The organism is Methanosarcina barkeri str. Wiesmoor (genome assembly GCF_000969985.1).
Taxonomy (GTDB): domain Archaea; phylum Halobacteriota; class Methanosarcinia; order Methanosarcinales; family Methanosarcinaceae; genus Methanosarcina; species Methanosarcina barkeri_B.
On the sequence record NZ_CP009526.1, the window covers coordinates 3,791,292 to 3,811,052 of the forward strand.

The window sequence follows — 19,761 nt, forward strand, 5'->3', positions numbered from 1 at the left end:
GTTGCAGAATTCTGAGACGTTTCGGGCCTGGTCATACTCAAATTATAACATTTGTTTCGTACATACTGAGAGTAATAAATGAGGTGGTAAGACGACCCAGGAACGAAAAAGACTCATGCTGGCTGTGGGTATCCTGCTTATTTCGAGCACTGTAGCTATCAATCTCCTACTTGAGGATTCACCAGTGGTAATCCAGCTTGAAGGAGATACGTTCAAGGTTGTGGATATCCCGTACGTCTATACTGTAAAAGAGGCGTATATTCTCCTTTTTTCCGGGTTTTTTGGAGGTCTGGCGCTGGCTCAGGTTTTGCGGTCCATGGGGGTTCAAGGCTCTGAACTTTCAATAACAGGACAGGAAGCACAGGTAGTTGCTCTCAATGTTATCACAGAGAAAGCTCCAGAGAAGATTTTTGAGGTCTCGCATGAAAATGACCCTGTTGAGGAAACCCTGCCCAGGGATAACATTGACCCCACAGATGTCCTTCTGCGGGCCCTTGAAGGAGATGAAAGGAAAGCCGTTGAACTTATTGTAGCAAAAGGAGGAAGAATTCTCCAGAATGAACTCGTGAATTCCCTCGACTTTTCCAAGGCCAAAGTTTCTCGAGTTCTCATGAACCTGGAAAGGAGAGGCATAATAACAAAGAAAAAGTACGGGCTTACAAACTGCATTTCGATAGCTGATGAGCTTAAGGATAACGTCGGGATGAGGGGTGAAATGAAATGAAGAAAAGTGCTCTTATTTCGATTTCAGTTGTTTTCTTGGTCCTAGTTCTAGGAGGGTCATGGTACTATGGAAATGGGGCCAATGTAAAAATAGTTGATATTCATGCTTCTCCTTTTGGGGCAGGTGACCTTGGAAAACTGAACATAACGCTTCAAAATAACGGTTTAAAGCCTGTGGATGTGTGGCTTGAGGTTGAAAACGCTTTTGTGGACGAAAATGGGACGAGCTACTCAACACCAAGGATGATAATTTCCGATAATTCCACAAATCCATGGGATGAAGGATCAGTTTCTCTTCAGAAGCCGATAAAGCTTGTTCCAGGAAATAACTCGGTCAAGGTATGGCTTGGGTATAAACTTCCAGGGGAGTACCCTGTAAAGGTTAGGGTCGTTCAGAATAGCAGGCTTCTGGAAGAAGACACTTATCCTGTAAATATCCCGTCTCCAGAAATTCATCTTAAACTGGAATACGAAATGGAAAGCAAAAATACTTCTGATGTTTACAGGATCTATGGCTATCTTATCAACAAAGGACTAAGCTATGCAAGGAAAGTGTCAATAAACCTTACAGTAACAAACGAGAGAACCGGAGAACTGGTGCTCACATCTTCCGAGTTTTATGATGTGGGAGAAAAAGATAAAAGTCCTCTGTGGACTTGGCCCGACTATCCTTATGCAATTGTGGAAATTGCACATGGTAAACCTTTAGGAGAATCCTACATGCCTGTCCAGAATGTGGTGATAGGAAGTAACGAGGACAGCTTCAAGGTTAATGTAACGGCCAGATGGCAGAACCAGGTGGCTTTTGCCGAATTATTGATTCCACCCAGGGAGGAGACCAGGTGATGCATATGAAAAAGCGAAGTCAATTTTGGAGTTGCAGGTACACAAAACTCTTGCTTCTCTTAATTTTACTTTCCAGTATATGTGCTGGGTGCCTTGTCCAGGATCCACTTGAAGCCAGAGCAGAGAAATTAGTTGGAAGCCTAGGGGATGAAGATAAGGATGTTGCTTCGGCTTCGACTAATGCACTTATCGATATTGGGGGACCTGCAGTTACCCCTCTGATTGAGGCTTTAAAAGATGAAAATCCGCAGGCACGCAGTTATGCTGCTCTTGCCCTTGGAGAAATAAGAGATAAAAAAGCTGTGGAACCTCTGATAGAAGTCCTTGATGATCCCTCTCCTGAGGTTCGTATGAATGCAGCTTATTCACTTGGGGAAATTGGAGACTTAAAGGCCGTTGAGCCCCTTATTGAACTATTAAAGGACGAAAACGGGGAAGTAGTTCGCTTAACCGTGATTGCGCTTGGATTATTGAAAGACCCCAGGGCAACTGAGCCTATTTGTGAGGTTATGGATCGTGATGATGCCAGGATACGCCATGAGGATAATCCCGATATACGCCAGCAAGCTGTATACGCTCTTGCAGAAATAGGAGATCCGGGCTGTATTGATACTCTTCTAGGTCTGCTGGATGATAAAGAACTAGGATATTCGGCGGCCAATACGCTTGGCAACTTTAAAAGTGAAGACATATTTGAAAAAGTAACTAAAAAGCTGCGGAACAGTAACCCCACAGTCCGGACTAACGCCATAGCAGTGTTTGAATCTAATCGGGACCCTGCTGTTGTTCCCCTCTTGATTAAAATGCTGGATGATAAGGTTCCAGAGGTTCGAAAGGACGCCACTTTCACCCTGGGTTTTTTTAAAGAACCTGAACAGGTGGCACAGAGCGAGAAGCCCCTGATTAATGCTCTTGGGGACAGTAATCCCGAGGTGCAGGAAGGAGCTGCTCGTTCTCTCGGAAGGTTAGGAAGTAAGGAAGCGATACCTTCTCTTGAAGGTCTCCTCCAATCAAAGAACAAGAATCTTCAAGTTGCTGCCATTGAGGCTCTGGGAGATATTGGAGATCCTGAGTCTGTAGACGCTCTTATTGCCACCCTTGAAGATGAAGACTGGTTCGTACGAGAAAATATTGTGGATTCCCTGGTTGAAATAGGAGATTCTCGAGCGATTGAACCTTTGATTTCTTTACTTGAAGATGAAAAATATAAAGTGAGGAGAAGTGCTGCAGAAGGCCTTGGGAAATTTGGAGATAGGAAAGCTGTTGAACCTCTCCTCAAGGCTCTTGAGACCGAGAGAGAGGAGGAAGTAAGGCGTTCAGAGGTTATGGCTCTGGGAAAACTTGGAGGACAACAAGCAATGGAAGGTTTGAGCCGGATCAGTACGGATCCAGATGAGTACAAAAACGTCAGAAGCAATGCAGAGAAAGCATTGGTGATACTCAAGGGAGGTGGGACAGTGAATGCCTCCTCTTTTTATTAATTAATATATTTGGATTGTGAAAGTATGGAGTGAATGGAATAAGTTTTGAAGTGGAATCTTTCAGAATACGGAGGAATCAATAAAATGAAGACATATACAGCAGTTTTGCTGGTCGCTCTCACTCTCTTACTTGCAGTATCAGCAGACACTGCAAATGCAGCAGACAATACAAGCAGTATATCCAATGTTTGTGATGTAGACGGCACCGATTATAAAAGCGAGAGTTGGTCTAACGAACAATATCCGGTAATCGATTTATTTGGAGATAAATATGTTCCGCTGTTTACCGCCAATGGAAACACTGGGAATGTACATGTTAACAAGCTTGCCAAGTTGATTCTTGACAATAATGAAACTTACACACTCAAAGATGGTGAAAAAGTCGATCTTAGCAATGGATACGCTTTTGAAGCCAAGCAGATCAATATTGACAATGAGGAAATATGGTTTGAGTTCAGTAAGGATGGAAAATATATTGCTGATCAAATAGTCTCAGCCAATAATGATGCCAATAGGACATGGACCGTTACCCTTGACAATGTTCAGGGTGAAAATAGTGTCGTTGTCATGAAAGTTCATATCAAGAATCTATTTGTGGGTGCGGAAACCAGAGTCGTTTGGATTGATGGCATCTGGCTGACTGACTACACAAATGCTACAACTCTCAAGGTAGGGGATAAAATAGGAGAATTCACGCTTGATAAAATCGTCAGCGGAGTAAATACCTCTAACATGGGAAGTCTTGTTTTTGAAAATACTACGGGGTCTTCAGTAGCTTGTAATGTTGTAGGTACCAATTATAAATGTGACAGCTGGTCTAATGTTACAGCAGACACTGCAAACACAGCAGACACTGCAAGTACAGTAGATACTACAAATACAGCAGATAATGTAAGCAATATAACCAACATTTGTAATGTTGTTAGTACCGATTATAAATGGGTATCTAATGAACAATATCCAGTAATCGATTTATTTGGAGATAAATATATTCCGCTGTTTACCGCCAATGGAAACATTGGGAATATACATGTTAACAAGCTTGCCAAATTGATTCTTGACAATAATGACACTTACACTCTCAAAGACGGTGAAAAACTCGATCTCAGCAATGGATACGCTCTTGAAGCCAAGCAGATCAATATTGACAATGAGGAAATATGGTTTGAGTTCAGTAAGGATGGAAAATATATTGCTGATCAAATAGTCTCAGTCAATACTGATGATAATAGGACATGGACTGTTACCCTTGACAATGTTCAGGGTGAAAATAATATCGTTGTCATGAAAGTTCATATCAAGAATCTATTTGTGGGTACAGTAGACAAAATCGTTTGGATTGATGGAATCTGGCTTACTGACTATACAAATGCTACAACCCTTAAAATCGGGGATAAAGTCGGAGAATTCACGCTTGAAAAAATAGTTAGCGGGACAAATTCATCTAACCTGGGAAGTCTTGCTTTCAAGAAAACTCAAGCTGTTGATTCTTCTTCACCTACATCCGAAGAGGGATCGGTTGTATCCATTAACAAGGGTATAAGCTTATCCACTCCATGGCATTTGGACTTCTTGAAGTTTATCACAAACAAATTTCGATGAAGAATAACTCAGCTCTACAAAATCATCAAACGCTACATTCTAAAGAAAAAGTCCACAGACAATTTCCAGCTTTGTAGAAATCCTCTTTAAGTAGACAGAAACGGATCACCTTAAATTATCGAAAATCCAGTCCACATCTTGAGTCATAGGTATATTAAGACTACTCCAAGAAGATTTCTACAGAGCTTAATTTCCTTACTTCATGTTTTTATCGGTCTAGCAATAAAAGTTGGGTCTTATCGAAAGACATTATATTGTTTTCCTAGTTTTTGATCGATAACGGTCAACGATTAGTGGAAACTATGCTAGATTTTGAAGATCCAATAAACTACTACAAAACTGAGTATAGTTAATTCGCCCTGGACTAATTAAAGCCCAGAGGACGGCTTAACAACCTGCAAGTAGCAGGAACAAGGAGGAACAGTAAAATGAAAAAATATAAAGTAATTGCACTGGTTGCTCTTACTCTATTAATTTCAATAACAGCAAACGCCGGAGGTGCAACAGACAATAATTGCAGTAAAGATAATATTTGTAATGTTGTCGGCACCCATTATAAATGCAGTACTTGGTCTAGCGAACAATATCCAGTAATTGATTTATTTGGGGAGAAAAATGTTCCATTGCTTGCTAATCACTGTAATATCTGGAATGCACATGTTAACAAGCTTGCCAGGTTGATTCTTGACAATAATGAGACTTATACCCTCAAAGATGGCGAAAAACTCGACCTTGGTCAGGGATATGCTCTTGAAGCAAAGCAGATTAACATTGATGGAATGAAGGTTTGGCTTGAATTTACCAGGGATGGAAAATATGTTGCTGATCAAATTGTCTCGGTTAATACTGATAGCAACAAGACATGGACTGTTGCCCTTGACAATATTCAGGGTGAAAACAATATTGTTGTCATGAAAGTTTATGTCAATCAGCTATTTGCGGGGGCATTAGACAATATCGTTCAGATTGAAGGTATCTGGCTAATTGACTATGCAAATGCCAAGACCCTTAACATTGGAGATGAAATCGAAGGATTCACACTTCAGCAAATCATCAATGGAACAAATTCGTCTAATCTTGGAAGCCTTATTTTCAAGAATGCTACGGAATCTCCTGTAAGCTATAATGTTGTCAGTACCAGCTATAAATGCAGTAATTGGTCTAATGAACGATACCCAGTAATTGATTTGTTTGGAGAGAAGAATGTTCCATTGCTAGCCAATAATGATTCAATCTGGCAATCACATGTTGACAAGCTTGCAAGGTTAATGGTTGATAGTAATGAGACTTACGCTCTCAAAAACGGTGACAAATTTGACTTTGGCAATGGTTACTCTCTCAAAGTCAGACAGATCGACATTGATAGTGAGAAAGTCTGGCTAGAGTTCACTAAAGACGGACAACATATAGCAGATAAAAATCTCTCCGTTAATACTAGTGATGAAAACAAGACATGGACTGTTACTCTTGACAACGTTCAGGGTGAAAATAATATTGTTGTCATGAAAGTCCACGTCAAACAGTTATTCGTAGGTGTGGAGAACTGCATCGTTTTTGTCGACGGTATTTGGCTAATTGACTATGCAAATGCCAGAACCCTTAATATTGGAGATGAAATTGGAGGATTCACACTTCAACAAATCATCAATGGAACAAATTCGTCTAACCTTGGGAGCCTTATTTTCAAAAATGCTACGGACTCTCCTGTAAGCTGTAATGTTGTCAGTACCAGTTATGAGTGTAATAGCTGGTCTAATGAACGATATCCAGTAATTGATTTTTTTGGGGAGAAGAATGTTCCACTGGTTGCCGATTGCGATCCAATCTGGAAATGTCATGTTGACAAGCTTGCCAGGCTCGTTCTTGACAGCGGTGACAAATTTACCCTGAAGGCCGGCAGTAAACTTGGTCTCGGCCAGGGCTACAGTATCAAGGCCAAGCAGGTTGACGTTGCCGGCAAGAAGGTTTGGCTTGAATTCTATAAAAATGGAAAATATGTAGATGATACTATCCTTTCAACTGGTGAAAATTGGACTTGCTATCTTGACAAAATTCAAGGTGAAGGCAATGTTCCTGTCCTGAAAGTCTATGTTAGGAACGTCTATCAAAGTGGAAACAACAGTGTTGTCCAGATTGACGGGATCTGGCTGATTGACTATTCAAATGCCAGAACCCTCAAAATTGGGGATAAAATCGGAGGATTCACACTTGAGGAAATCGTTAGTGGAGTAAATAAATCTAACATGGGAAGCCTTGTTTTCAGAAAAATCTCAAATAGCTAACTACCTGCACCACCCACCTTAAAAAACAAACATTACTCACCTTAAAAACAAACATTACCCACCCTAAAAACAAACATTACTCACCCTAAAAACAAACATTACCCACCCTAAAAACAAACATTACCCACCTTAAAAACAAATTAGCGTATCGATTCCAGAACTAATCCATCATTGGAAAAAAATTCATTGTTAATGAATAAATTTAAAATTTCAAGTCCGTGAAGGTGTTTTGGAATCGATACACTGAAAAACATCATAAAGAGTTACAGCCTGAGTTCCCAAGTTTCAAGATATAAATTGAATTTCATAAGTCTAATAGTTAGATGATTTGATCCTAAAGTTAGAGCCTGAAGTTTATTTGCTTAAAAAATTAGCATAATTCGATATCATGAGAAGTTTATGCGCTTATAAAAGTGGAACTCCGGTTATAGCAGAAGAAGATATGTATATTCATTAAACTACAGCAATTAATTAATAATGTTAAGCCACATCACTATCATTAGACAAACGCTGAACGGGGAAAAAGATGAAAAGCAAAGTTATATCAATGATACCGATTTCCACTTTTTCGTTTTCATCCTCATCTATTGAAATATCTAATAAAGCACGTAGGGGATGTAACATCTTAAAAGCTTTTGGAATAGCGGCACTTACGGTTTTAACACTGGTGAGTGTCGCAGGTGCATCATCATTCGCATATATTGCAAACTTAGAGAGTAACAGTGTTTCTGTAATTGACACTGCTACAGATACTGTTACAGCTACGGTGAATGTGGGAATCGAGCCCTCAGGAGCTGCAGTCAGTCCGGACGGAACAAGAGTATATGTGACAAACTGTATGAGCAATAGTGTCTCTGTAATTGACGCAGCCAAAAATAAGGTCATAGACACAGTATACGTAGGAAGCTATCCTTAGGGAGTTGCAGTCACTCCAGATGGAACAAAGGTGTATGTTGCAAACGCTGCAAGCAACGATATCTCTGTAATTGACACGGCAACAAACAATGTTACAGCCACAGTAAAAGTAGGAAACTTGCCTTACAAAATTACAGTCGCACCGGACGGAAAAAAGGTATATGCTGTGAACTCTGGTATTCCTCCTGACTACCAGGGTACTGTTTCTGTAATTGACACAGCAACAAACACTATTACAACGACAGTAAATGTGGAAAAAAATCCACATGGAATTGCAGTCACTCCAGATGGAACAAAGGTGTATGTGGTTAACTCCAATAGTTATCCTTACTATAAAGGTACTGTTTCTGTAATTGACACGGCAACAAACAATGTTACTGCGACAGTAAATGTTGGAAGCTTGCCACATGGAATTGCAGTCAGTCCGAATGGAACGAGAGCATACGTAACGGTAGATATACCTGGTGGATGTTCAGGTAAAGGTAACATTGATTCAACTTCACATACAGGTACTGTTTCTGTAATTGACACAACCAAAAACGAGGTTATAGATAGAGTGAGTGTCGGAAATTACCCTTACGAAGTTGCAGTCACTCCAGATGGAAATGAGGTTTATGCAGTGAACTATGGGAGTAACACTACTTCTGTAATTGACACCGCCACAAACAATGTTAATACTACGGTGCCCGTAGGAAGATCCCCTATTGCTGTGGGGATTGGTCCGGTAATAAAATCCAGTTCTACTATTGGATTAGGTGGTACTTCTTTCTTAAAGCCTGTAAATCAAACCGAGAACCAGGCAAATGATACCGAGATGACAGCAAATGGAGGAACAGCGGGTAAGCAGAAAAGAGAATCTGTCACTACTCAGGCATCAATTCCTTTTCTAAGCTCTACTTGGGTACTTGTAGCAGTACTAGGGGCAGTTGCATTTGTTAGAAAGATGAATTAATGATGCGATTATGTTGACACATCTTGATTTAACTCAGCAATTCTAAGCAAGGAGGATTTTACTTTTCTCTCTTGCTTTTCAATCAGTCTTGAATTAAACATAAAAAATATCTTTATACATATAAACTCGGGTTATTTGTTATATCGTGCTTCCTACTTTCGGAAATTGAACCAAAACCTTTTAGAAAATTTTTCTAGCTGAAAGCCTGCTTAGAGGAATCTTTCGACATGACTCGAGTATAAATGGAAGTGATAGATACATTTGAAAATTTATTCCATTAATTTTCAGAAAAAATGCATAATCAGACAATATCAAGTAATTTTTGTAACAAAGTTATTTATAAATAAACAAGCTTGGATGGGATTCTAAATGTTAAAAAGTATATTAATTACGATGTTATTATTACTTTCTACAGGTATAGCATTCGCAAGCCCGGTATCAGAAGATCAAAATTCTAATGTTACACAGCTTAACAATACACAGCTTAACAATACACAGCTTAACAATACACAGCTTAAAGTTATGCAGTTTGAAGAAATTCTTCCTAAAGAAGAAGGATTCTCAGTAAGTTATGCATCATGGAGCCCTGATGGACAATACCTGCTGATAACCTCTTCCAAATCGATTTCTCTTTCACATAGTATTCACAAGCACTATCTCTTAGACACGAAATCCCGTACATTGGGAGAAATCGATTATGGAGTAAAAGAGTTTAACAGTTATTCCATACCCGGGGCAGAGTGGTCTCCATCTGGGGACAAGATATATTTTGGAGTTTCAAAGGTTGAACGAACAAACACTGGCTATTGTTTTGTTATTTGTAATCCCGATGGTACGAATTTAAAATGTATAGGCACCAACTACACGGACCTTTCAAGCATATTAGAAAACATTGGGAATATTGGTTTTCAGAGAAAGCTTAAATGGAGTCCTGATTCCAGTAAAATCACGTTTGAATGGGAAAACCCAGAAAATCACTCTACTAAAGTGTATACTGCAAGCAGAAATGGTACAAATGCCCGTGAACTTTCTTCAGCTACATATCCACAGCCTGTCTGGTATGATTCTGACAAAATCTTCATTACTACAGATGAAGGATCTGTAGATCTTATCAACGAGAGTGGGGATTTAATTCAGACTTTCCAGCCGGAAGATAATGATGAAAAATACTGTGCTTTTTCACTCAGTCCTGACAGGAAAAAAATACTCCTGGTTTCTGGACTGCCAGGAAGCTTCGATTTGCAGACCTATATATCTAACACTGACGGTTCGGAATTGAAAGGAAAAATTTCTTATTACGATGGCACCGAAAAGCGTATCTTAACAAAAGAATACTGGCAGCCAAACGGTTCATGTCTTCTGGTAAATCAGAATGGTAATCTCTATCTCGTAGAGGGAGACGAAAATAAAAAGTCTCTTTTGTATAAAGGTAATGCAAGCGAACCTCAATGGTTCCCTGATGGGAAGAAAATATTATTCGTTGAAGGTAAAAATAAACTGTATTCGATCGATGTCGATGGAACTAACCTGACCTTCATAACCAGTTTCGGACTTACGTCCTCTTATTTCTGGGATTTATTCTGTGACCCTCTCGACGAAGCTAAAAAATTTTCGATAAGCCCGTCTGGAGATCTGATAGTGTTCACATCTGCTCTTTACCCTGATACCGGAAAGATCATTGAAAATGAACCAGGCCCTTCAAAATGTCAAAACATTGCAGCTCCTTTATTCGTTGTCAACTCTGACAGTTCTAATCTCACTCAGATAACACCTACAATAAAAGGTAGACATGACATCTTAAGAGAGTGGAGCTCTAATGGAGAACGGCTTACTATAAGGTCTATTATGTTTTCTTCGGATAGTGACTGGGAGTATAAAGAAAATTCTCTTGTAGAATTAAATGCGACGAACTTTTCCTATATCTGGAAAAATATGCCTGTGAAGAAAATTACAGAGAATGAAAAGTCCAATACTGTTGATAATGTCCAGAGTAATAAATCCAGCTCTATAAATACCTCAAAGGTTACTGAGAATGAGGAAAAAAGCAAGCAATCTACTTGCTTTTTCTTCTTACATTTTTTGCCTGTATCTGAATGAACTAACAAGTGGTATCAGTCCCTAGAATATAATAATAGGGATCTTATCACAGATTTAAACCTGAGCAGCAGAGGATTCTCAGAAGGATTACTCAGCTTAATCTTCAATAAGTTCTATGGCATCTTCCGGGCAGGCTTCCACACACTGGTTGCACTCTATGCAATTTTCCGGGCGGGCTACAACTGCCCTTTTTACTCGATCAATTTCTTCGATATCAAAAACGTCTGCAGGGCAAACTTCATAGCAGGCAAGAGCTCCGGTACACTTTTTATAGTCGATTACTGGGTACATTTTTCTTCCACCTTATTTTTTCCAGATTGAAAGTTAAATTTGCAGTGCTAATACTAATATCAATAACGATTTTATTATTTCGCCTTTTAGTGCTAATACCAATCTCGGTAACGATTTTATTATTTTGTCTTTTTACTGAATTTCAAGTTTACAGTTTCTTACTGAATTTCAAGTTTACAGTTTCGTTTAAAGAATTTCAACGTTTAAGGTCTCTTACTGAATTTCAATGTCTACAGTCTCTGAACTCTCTCTGTAAGGTACTATGACAAACAGTTTTCCATCACAATATCTGGCGACCGCTTTTTGAGGAACAACCCCGCAGCAGAATGCATAAGTCCCTGCGTACTCAACCCCGGTCTCTTCTCTTTTCGCTCTTACGAAAAAGCCTTCTTCAACCATCTTTAGTTCAATATTCTCTTTCTTTACTCCAGGCAGATCGATCTGAATTTCAAGGTTTCCCTTGTCATCAGAACACGAAAATACATCAGGAGACATTTTCACCATGGCCATACTACCCCTCCCAAATAATTTTTTTCTTCGGTAAACTACATAAAACAACTAACTTAGTCCATATATTGCGGAGTTTAGTGTAAGGCGTTAAGGCATCTGTGTTCAGAATTTCCTTTTTGAATATAGATGCTCCGACATCAGATATTTGAATAATACCTGTTACGGCACAAGATTCGAATCTTAGATGCTACGAGACTGGATATAAGAATCTTCGATTTACGATATTATATGTCGATTTTTTATTCAAATTCTTGTTCCGAACCGCCACACAAACCCCAATGCTACACAAACCCCAATAATAGAGTAAAAATCTCGATATTTATAATTTGTGAATCGATATATCGATTCACAGACCATGTTATTCTAATTTTTAAAGGATAAAACAGACATAACAAAGCTTTATTGCAGAATTCTTGAAGTAAAGGTATCTTAATTGGTAATTTTCGGGCTGATCTCTTTTTTATACTCTTTTTGCAATGGTTTATCTGTCATATGAAATGTTCAGCTCCATAGCTCACGGTTTTTGTCGATGAAAGCACGTTGGATCTCTTTTTTTGAAGAGGTGTAAATCAGGGCTGCAGGATGGTAAAGTTTCAGGATTGTTCTTCCTTCATGTTCCACAGGGACTCCCCATTCGAGTTTTTTCCCGGGGCAAAAGGACTTCTCGGCTGTATTACCAAGAAGGATTATAATTTTCGGGTTAAGCAGGATTATCTGAGAAAGCAGGAAGGGCTTACAGCATTCTATCTCGTTTATACTGGGTCTTCGGTTTTCAGGGGGGTGGCATTTGACTGTATTTGTTACCATCCAATCTTCTTCGGAAAGCCCCATGTACTCGATCATTTTATCCAGTTTTTTTCCTGCCCTGCCGTAAAACGGAATTCCGGTTTCATTTTCGCGTTTTCCTGGGGCTTCTCCTATGAAGAAAACTTTCGGGTTGCAGGACCCTTTTCCTATGACTCTTTTGATTGCACTTTTATGGAGTGGGCATCGGGTGCATTTAAGTATCTCCTTTGTAACAGTTTCGTATCCGGCTTCCACCATCATTCTGATTCTTTCTTCAAAATCTCTACGGTTATCTTTTTCATATGTCGTCGCCTTCTACCTCCTTTAATATTTTTTTCTGTAATCCGATATATTATTAAATTGTGGCTAGTTTTTGATTCTGGCTTTTATATAAAATTCGTAATCTCTCTCATGAAGCCTGCAAACAAACAAACTTATTTATGGAAAAAATTCCATGACAACATAACCACTATTTAATGATAAAAAATCTCTAAAATTTGCTATTAAATTTTATTCTCCAATATCTATATAAAAATATTATTCACAAAGGTGCGCTGAGGTATGACTTCTAGAGACTTTCTTACAATCGATGATTTTGACACGCACGGAAAGACAATTCTTGTAAGGGTTGACCTGAACTCCCCTATGGATCCACAGGGTAATATTCTGGATGATATGCGGATCCGAAGCCATATTGCCACCTTGAAGGATCTTGAGGACGCAAAAGTTGTTTTGCTTGCACACCAGAGCAGGCCCGGAAAAAAAGACTTTACTACAATGAAGCCTCATGCCAACCTGATGTCCAAATACCTGGGAAAGCAGGTTCTTTATGTAGATGATATTTTTGGAACTTATGCAAAGACCAGGATTGCTTCTATGGAAAATGGAGATGTCATCCTGCTCGAAAATGTAAGGTTCTATTCTGAAGAAAGCCTCGAAAGAACTCCAGCAGAACAGGCAAAAACTTATCCGGTTAAAAAACTGGCACCTTTTGTAGATATCTTCCTTAATGATGCCTTTGCCGTATCTCACAGGTCTCAACTTTCCGTAGTAGGATTTACAGAGGTTCTCCCTACCGGAGCCGGAAGGGTCATGGAAAAGGAACTCACGTCTTTGGATCGGGGGATCAAAGGAGGGGAACGGCCAACGATTTTCGTTCTCGGAGGGGCAAAAGTCGATGATTCGCTCCATGTGGCGGAAAATGTGCTTTCAAATGGAGGAGCTGACCGGGTACTCCTGACCGGAGTAGTAGCAAATGTGGCACTTGCGGCATCCGGTATAGATATCGGAAAAGTAAATCTGGACTTCATCAAATCCCAGGGCTACGAAGACCAGATCGAAAAAGCAAAAAGTATACTTACGAAATTCAAAGATAAAGTTGGTCTTCCAAGGGATGTGGCTTTAAACGACAATAAGAAGCGGGTCGAATTGCCTGTTTCAGAACTTAATTCTAATTCTCTTCCTATAAACGATATTGGGCTTGAAACCATTGTGGACTTTACCAGTGAAATCGCAAGTGCAAAAACTGTTATCTTAAACGGCCCTGCGGGGATTTCCGAAGTTGCTGAGTTTGCCCTTGGAACGCACGAGATTATAAAAGCTGCTATTAAATCCGAGTTTTCAATCATTGGCGGTGGGCATATTTCGGCAGAAGTTGAGCATCTCGGGCTTGCACACCGTTTCTCTCACATCAGTACAGGTGGCGGGGCACTAATTGATTATCTCTCAGGAGTAAAGCTGCCTGGTGTAGAGGCCCTGAAATCTGCAGCTAAGAGATATGAAGAAGCTAAGAAAATCTAATTCTTCTGTTTCCTATAAGTTCTGACATCTGTGAAAATAAGTTATCTATTGGGAGTTTCCTTCTGGGAGTTTTCTATTGGGAGTTTCCTTCTGGGAATTTCCTTCTGCCAAACTTCCTGGCTTTTCTTTTTTAAAACAATCCATTTCATCTTCCGATTTCTTAAAAGTGAAATTTTGGAGATATACTTTTACCAGCTTCGATAAACATAATGTTATACTAGCTTCCACTTAAATTATAATACTAACCTTAAGTAGATGCATATCTGGCATTTGCAGCTATTACTGGTAGTTGCTGGTAACACTTACAGTTAGTACTGGTAACACTTACAGTTAGTACTGGTAATGGTGGAATAGTTAAGTTGATACTGATAATGCTGGTAACACCTACAGTTAGACTGGTAATGATGGTAATAATCACATCTAATGCTGGTTAAGAGTTACAGTCAAGAATTAAAGATAAAATTGAGGTGTTGGTATATGCTTACAGATGTTGAAGGCAGGGCTGCAGTCAAACTTGCAAGGAAAACGATCGAATCGTTCCTATCGGAAGAAAAGCTTCCAGAACCTCAAGAATTGGGTTTTGAGCTTTCGCCGGTTTTCGGGGAGAAAAGGGGAGTTTTTGTCACACTTACTGAAAGTGGGCTTCTGAGGGGCTGTATAGGACATCCGTTTCCGGATTCGAGACTTGAGGATGCAATTATGGATTCTGCAATTTCTGCGGCAACCAGGGACCCGCGTTTTCCTCCGGTGAGAGAAGATGAGCTGAACAAAATAGTTGTTGAGGTAACAATTCTTACACAGCCTGAAAAGATTAATGCTCCTGCAGAAGAGCTTCCTGAGCGCATAGAGGTCGGAAAGCATGGACTTATTGTAAAGCAGGGCTACTGTCAGGGACTTTTGCTTCCTCAGGTCGCTCCTGAGTATAATATGGATTCTATCGAGTTTTTGGGCCATACCTGCTTGAAAGCTGGCCTTTTGCCTGACGCCTGGCTCAAAGGAGCCGAAGTCTCCTGTTTCGAAGGGCAGATTTTCAAGGAAAAAGAACCATGTGGCGAGGTCCTCGAGGAAAATTTTTCATGTGAATGAGAAATTTGAAGTTTCCTGGATTTCTTAAAACAGCCTGGATTTCTTAAAACATTTTAGAATTCTTACGTAGCTTTCAGAGCTTTATGAGTAGGAAAACCTATATTTCAAAGTAAAACATGAATAGTACAATTAAGTTTATTGGGAAGGAATATACAGGAAGTAAATAAACAGGAAATTAGTAAATAGGTATCAAATATACTGGAAATTAGTTAATAGAGAGCAAATAAATCGAAAATTAGTAAATAGGAACTAAATACACAGGAAATGAATAAACAATAGATCGAATTTCGTTTTACTGCGGGCAGCCTTCAGGCTTTCAGAACCCTATTCCTGAGCCTGTCCGCAGGTGATTTTTGGAACTTGAGAGTTTTTCAGGCTGAAATCAAGTTGAAATCCAGCTTATTTGGATTGTGGTAGATTGTGGTAGATTGCGGTATCGGTATTGTGATACGTTGTTTGAGTATTCTTATCCTGAGTGCTGGTTTATTCAATCTCGATTCTCTTTCCAGCTACGGATTTTGTTTTCGGTAGGGTGACAGTTAAGACTCCATTTTTGAGCTGCGCAGTTGTTCCTTCTTCAGTTACGCCGTCGGGAAGAGGAATCTCACGGTAATAGCGCATGAAAGACCGCTCTTTTCTGAGGTAACCTTCTTTTTCAGCCTCTTCTTCTTTTCCTTTACCTGCACTGATTACCAGAACATTATCCCTTAGATTGAGTTCAACATCTTCTCTGTCAACCCCGGGCAGGTCGGTTGTTACAACTACCTTCTCATCTTCTTCCATAACATCAGTCAGCGGAGAGAAAGCTTCGTTTCCGAACCGACTTTCCAGTGCAGGAAAAGTTCTGAACATATTTTCCATATAATTCTGCATTCTTCTGATCTCGTCAAATGGGTCCCAGCTATACATGTCACGGTCTGTTCTTTTCATTGGAAATTTCATATACAGATTCCTCCTTATTCAATTCCAGGTTTCCTTGGTCGCAAGCCTTCCAGATTTCAGACTTTTCGGATTTCAGGATTGCTTTTCTTTCAATTTTCCTGGGTTTTATTTGTCTTTACATTGATTTTGATCTGTAAAGTTAGTCCTGAACAGTTATTATCCACCTCTCCAGAAAACTGCCTGGATAGTACGGGAAAGAAATAACGGCGGAGGTCCGTTTTTAATCTTACCCGTTTTTTACAGGCACGATACTGAGAGTTCAAGACTCCCACACTTTTTTAGGAGGTAGGGACAAGTTCGTTTTTAGAAGGCGGTACCGGTTCGTCTTCGGTCTGTTCGCAGATATCTATTGTAACTGATGGGTAACACTTACAGTTCTTGTTTAATTGTTCTGTAAGGGTGGTGTTGTTCCCAAGTTACTACCCTATAGATAGTACTTTTAATATTTATAATTTTCGCATATTATGGGTTTAATACGTATAAAATCAGGAATTTATCAGGAAAAATTGCAAAATTTTCGGGCAAAACAGATTCTAAAGAAAAAGAGGGCTGGAATATTTTTTAGTTAAATGTATATCGAGATCCGATTAAGTGACAATTTCCACTAGAAAATCTCTATCCAGTGAAGGAAAACAAGAAATTTTTAAAACAAGAAACTTTTACGCTGCTGAACCTCTCACGTCCCTGCAAAGCAGTTCTGCCTGCTTGAGAATATTCTCAGTAGCAAGTTTTTGTTTATCTGGAGGATATCCATACTTTTTCAGCAATCTTTTTACGTTGACCCTTATTTTTGCCTGGATATTTTTCCGGAGAGTCCAGTAAACGCCTTCATTTTACCGAATTCAGTTTTTCTGCCGAGCAAGTTTCATCCATTTAACAGTTTATAAACGCAAGCAATTTTTCCGTCAAACCAGAACCCACAACATATATTTTTTAAGTGGTAATGCAATTCAGCATTTCTAAAAACTTGTTAAATCAACGGAGCCGGTAAAAAGAATAGATTTGAATTCAAATCCGGCAGGTGGTTTTGAAGAAAAGTTTTTTTGGAACAACGGAAAACCGTATTAGTTGTCTTTAACGTGTCTTGTCACGCTCGACGCAGGAGAGCGGCCTTTCCGTAAAATTACAAAACGAATATCACTATTATGATAGTCACAGAAATAGGTACAAAAGAAAAAATGAGATTAAAATCCTTTATTCAAGGAATTCATTGATTCCGGCCGCGTGTGACACTAAATTTTTGATTAGCTGCATATCCTCATCAGACAAAGGCTCTTTATATAACTCATTTACCAACCAGAGCCCACTTTTGCTTATTTTTTCTTTTGGGGAAAGCAAACCCAGCCAGTTAGAAGAAGGGCTGCATTCATCACATAGGGAAATTGTGGAGATAATTTTTGATTCAAGTTCGAGCCTTTTTTCCTGGGTTTCGACTTCAATTGCAACAAAGCTGAAATTTGCCTGGATATATTGGCTTACTCTTTTTTCTACTTCTTTTTGTTTCTCTTTCTGTTTCTCAAAATCAATCAAGGCCAAATGTTTTTCTTTTGTTTCCTTGCTGGTTAAATTTATTTCCCACTGATCAAGAAAAGGATCTTTATCCCTGTTAAGTAAAGCTCGCCCTATATTCTTCCTGAAAACGCTCAGATCTTTGTTTTCTTTGATAAAATGTTGCTTAAGTCGTGATCTTAATCGGTTTTTGCCTTTATGAGTCCCTATGCGAACGATTCTATCCATACCGTGGGCAATTTCTCCATTTTCAAACAAAATATAGATTCCATTGTGAGGGATTTTCCTTTCATCAAATGGGAAATTTATTCTTTCCAGATTATTGAACCATTGATGCAGTTGTTTGCATTTTTCACTCATTTGGACACCTCTTTTTAAAGTACTGGAGCTGTTCTCCAATTTTCAGTTCCTTAAGGGGAATCTGATAATTTGAAATGTGAGGTAGTAAATATTTTCTGTATTTTACTCCCGCAAGGAAAATAAATTCATCTTCTTTCAGGGATGCTTCCTTTTTTATCTGACCTATTACGCAATCTGCCCATTCTCTGATTTTTTTTAGATGGCATATTGTTCTAAAGTTTTATCATAAGGTTCAATTTTTCTTTCGAGATATACAAGACCATATTTTGCAGAAAGAACGAAAATTTTGTCAGGGTTCAAAGATTTTGCATATTTAAGGTTGTATTTGAAAAACGTACTGATGTACAGCTCTTTTGCCTTTGCTTTATAAAGCAATTTCTTAATCACGCAAGATGTCAAAACAATTTTTGCCATTTTAACGTTCAACTCTGATTTTTCCTGACATCAATTTTGGAAGAAGAGAGTCTCGATTTGATCCTAAGACTCTTGATTGTTCTTCATTCACTTGAATTTTCTGATATATGTTATTCAAATAAATATCAAAAAGATCCAAAATATCTGTTTCCGGAACAATCATCCTATTCATATAAACCATGTTTCTGTTCAGTCCTGGAACTGCAGAATCAGCAGCATTTGAGTCAACAACAGCAGAAACCGGAGCATGCTCAATAACAGGGAAACGGATAGCTGATGAAAATAATCTGGAATAGAATCTGAAAAATTTCCTTAATTTCGCCAGGGTCTTGAAGGGGCATGTTATCCATAAGGATAAGAATAATTAGCCAAAGATTTTTATTTGTAGAAGCTACAAATATTAATCTGTTTAATTGTATCTAATTAGTGAGATAAAATATTTCTGAAAAACTTGGAACATTTAGACAAAGTCATTCCATATTAAGAATTACGCAGTTGAACTAAAAATTGGTAGCATGGAACACTAAACTGCCTAAAGCATAATTCTCTTGGCAAGCTCTCATGTGCTTGGTTTTATATTTCAAATGCGTAACTCCTACGTATATTGCGAATTGTATCCAGCTAAGATACGAAAATTCCATAATAATTCGGTTGGTCTGACGCTTCAAAAAGGTCCGAAACCTGATTCGATAGCCTCACCATACAAAAAATAAGGCCCGATTCTTTCGCCCAGAACAACCGCCAACCCCATAAAAACATAGGAGGATCTCAAAAAAGAAACTAAAAGCACTTATTTTCTATACACGGCTCTTGCCTGAAATTTGTTTTAAACGAACTGAAATTCAGGTATGACCTTCAACAAAGATCTTGACAAGTATTGAAGCATTTTTGCTTAAAGGGCGAATTTTAATTCGAGCTGTGTTTTTCATATTCGGCATTTTTCCGGATTTTGAAATACTATCATCATCTGTTAGGTCACCGAAACTTTCTACAGCTAAGTGGTTCAGAACCGGCTGATCCCAGAAATTTCAAAATCCGTGAGAATAAAAAACAGAATAACAAAATTCAGTCGCTTCCTGCTTTCTTCAAAGGTCCGAAAATCCTTGAACCAAAAAATTTCCTGCCCGAGCAAACCGATTACCAAATCTTCAGGGGTCCGGAAATT

At 38.9% G+C, this 19,761-nt stretch carries 17 protein-coding genes and 2 pseudogenes; 11 read left to right on the forward strand and 8 right to left on the reverse strand.

All coding sequences use genetic code 11. The features are described from left to right. Positions 1–115 precede the first annotated feature (115 nt). The 9 genes and pseudogenes from MSBRW_RS15620 (at position 116) to MSBRW_RS15650 (ending at position 10,898) form a co-directional block, all read left to right on the forward strand. Complete coding sequence (locus MSBRW_RS15620) at positions 116–724, forward strand: helix-turn-helix transcriptional regulator (protein WP_011306806.1); 609 nt, start codon at positions 116–118, stop codon at positions 722–724. Beyond that, positions 721–1,569, forward strand: a complete 849-nt coding sequence (locus MSBRW_RS15625; protein WP_011306805.1) for a hypothetical protein — start codon at positions 721–723, stop codon at positions 1,567–1,569. The genes MSBRW_RS15620 and MSBRW_RS15625 overlap by 4 nt, the downstream gene beginning before the upstream one ends. Continuing rightward, the gene (locus tag MSBRW_RS15630) at positions 1,569–3,050 is read left to right on the forward strand and encodes a HEAT repeat domain-containing protein (protein ID WP_011306804.1); all 1,482 of its coding nucleotides are present in this window, start codon (positions 1,569–1,571) and stop codon (positions 3,048–3,050) included. Before MSBRW_RS15625 ends, MSBRW_RS15630 begins: the two co-directional genes overlap by 1 nt. Before the next feature lie 84 nt (positions 3,051–3,134). After that, a complete protein-coding gene (locus MSBRW_RS15635; protein WP_011306803.1) occupies positions 3,135–4,652 on the forward strand; it encodes an S-layer protein domain-containing protein in 1,518 nt (505 codons plus the stop codon). Positions 4,653–5,080: 428 nt separating this feature from the next. Then, positions 5,081–6,934: an S-layer protein domain-containing protein gene (locus MSBRW_RS15640; protein ID WP_011306802.1), complete on the forward strand. Its 1,854-nt coding sequence runs from the start codon at positions 5,081–5,083 to the stop codon at positions 6,932–6,934. Between the two features lie 526 nt (positions 6,935–7,460). Continuing rightward, positions 7,461–7,850, forward strand: coding sequence for a YncE family protein (locus MSBRW_RS20450; protein ID WP_011306801.1), 390 nt, complete (start codon positions 7,461–7,463; stop codon positions 7,848–7,850). A gap of 27 nt (positions 7,851–7,877) precedes the next feature. After that, positions 7,878–8,120, forward strand: a pseudogene (locus MSBRW_RS24365) (YncE family protein); the annotation flags it as partial. Further along, entirely contained in the window at positions 8,100–8,801 is a 702-nt protein-coding gene (locus tag MSBRW_RS24370; protein ID WP_394298290.1) for a YncE family protein, read from the forward strand. The pseudogene MSBRW_RS24365 and the gene MSBRW_RS24370, both read left to right, overlap by 21 nt. Positions 8,802–9,170: 369 nt before the next feature. Next, positions 9,171–10,898 (forward strand): TolB-like translocation protein, encoded by a 1,728-nt coding sequence (locus MSBRW_RS15650; RefSeq protein WP_011306799.1) that lies wholly within the window; start codon positions 9,171–9,173, stop codon positions 10,896–10,898. Positions 10,899–10,994: 96 nt separating this feature from the next. Here the strand turns inward: MSBRW_RS15650 and MSBRW_RS15655 are convergent, their stop codons facing one another. The 3 genes from MSBRW_RS15655 to MSBRW_RS15665 all read right to left on the reverse strand — a co-directional run bounded on the left by MSBRW_RS15655 (position 10,995) and on the right by MSBRW_RS15665 (position 12,746). Then, positions 10,995–11,189: a 4Fe-4S dicluster domain-containing protein gene (locus MSBRW_RS15655; RefSeq protein WP_011306798.1), complete on the reverse strand. Its 195-nt coding sequence runs from the start codon at positions 11,187–11,189 to the stop codon at positions 10,995–10,997. Positions 11,190–11,402: 213 nt separating this feature from the next. Beyond that, on the reverse strand, positions 11,403–11,699 hold the full coding sequence (locus tag MSBRW_RS15660; RefSeq protein ID WP_011306797.1) for an Hsp20/alpha crystallin family protein: 297 nt from the start codon (positions 11,697–11,699) through the stop codon (positions 11,403–11,405). 501 nt (positions 11,700–12,200) lie between these two features. Next, positions 12,201–12,746, reverse strand: a complete 546-nt coding sequence (locus tag MSBRW_RS15665) for a uracil-DNA glycosylase (RefSeq protein ID WP_011306796.1) — start codon at positions 12,744–12,746, stop codon at positions 12,201–12,203. A gap of 300 nt (positions 12,747–13,046) precedes the next feature. Between MSBRW_RS15665 and MSBRW_RS15670 the strand changes: the two genes are divergently transcribed. Both MSBRW_RS15670 and MSBRW_RS15675 read left to right on the forward strand, forming a co-directional pair. Continuing rightward, complete coding sequence (locus tag MSBRW_RS15670) at positions 13,047–14,285, forward strand: phosphoglycerate kinase (protein WP_011306795.1); 1,239 nt, start codon at positions 13,047–13,049, stop codon at positions 14,283–14,285. A gap of 477 nt (positions 14,286–14,762) precedes the next feature. Next, complete coding sequence (locus MSBRW_RS15675; protein ID WP_011306794.1) at positions 14,763–15,371, forward strand: TIGR00296 family protein; 609 nt, start codon at positions 14,763–14,765, stop codon at positions 15,369–15,371. 483 nt (positions 15,372–15,854) lie between these two features. Here MSBRW_RS15675 and MSBRW_RS15680 read toward each other — a convergent pair whose 3' ends face one another. The 5 genes and pseudogenes from MSBRW_RS15680 to MSBRW_RS23615 form a co-directional block, all read right to left on the reverse strand. After that, entirely contained in the window at positions 15,855–16,313 is a 459-nt protein-coding gene (locus MSBRW_RS15680; protein WP_011306793.1) for an Hsp20/alpha crystallin family protein, read from the reverse strand. A gap of 659 nt (positions 16,314–16,972) precedes the next feature. Then, a pseudogene (locus MSBRW_RS24375) lies at positions 16,973–17,119 on the reverse strand (type I restriction enzyme endonuclease domain-containing protein); the annotation flags it as partial. Positions 17,120–17,507: 388 nt separating this feature from the next. Next, complete coding sequence (locus MSBRW_RS15690; protein ID WP_011306791.1) at positions 17,508–18,182, reverse strand: hypothetical protein; 675 nt, start codon at positions 18,180–18,182, stop codon at positions 17,508–17,510. After that, positions 18,175–18,390 carry a DUF6884 domain-containing protein gene (locus MSBRW_RS24380; RefSeq protein ID WP_394298291.1) on the reverse strand — a complete coding sequence of 72 codons (216 nt, stop codon included), beginning with the start codon at positions 18,388–18,390 and terminating at the stop codon, positions 18,175–18,177. The genes MSBRW_RS15690 and MSBRW_RS24380 overlap by 8 nt, the downstream gene beginning before the upstream one ends. Continuing rightward, complete coding sequence (locus MSBRW_RS23615) at positions 18,378–18,596, reverse strand: DUF6884 domain-containing protein (RefSeq protein ID WP_052305878.1); 219 nt, start codon at positions 18,594–18,596, stop codon at positions 18,378–18,380. The genes MSBRW_RS24380 and MSBRW_RS23615 overlap by 13 nt, the downstream gene beginning before the upstream one ends. Positions 18,597–19,761 lie beyond the last annotated feature (1,165 nt).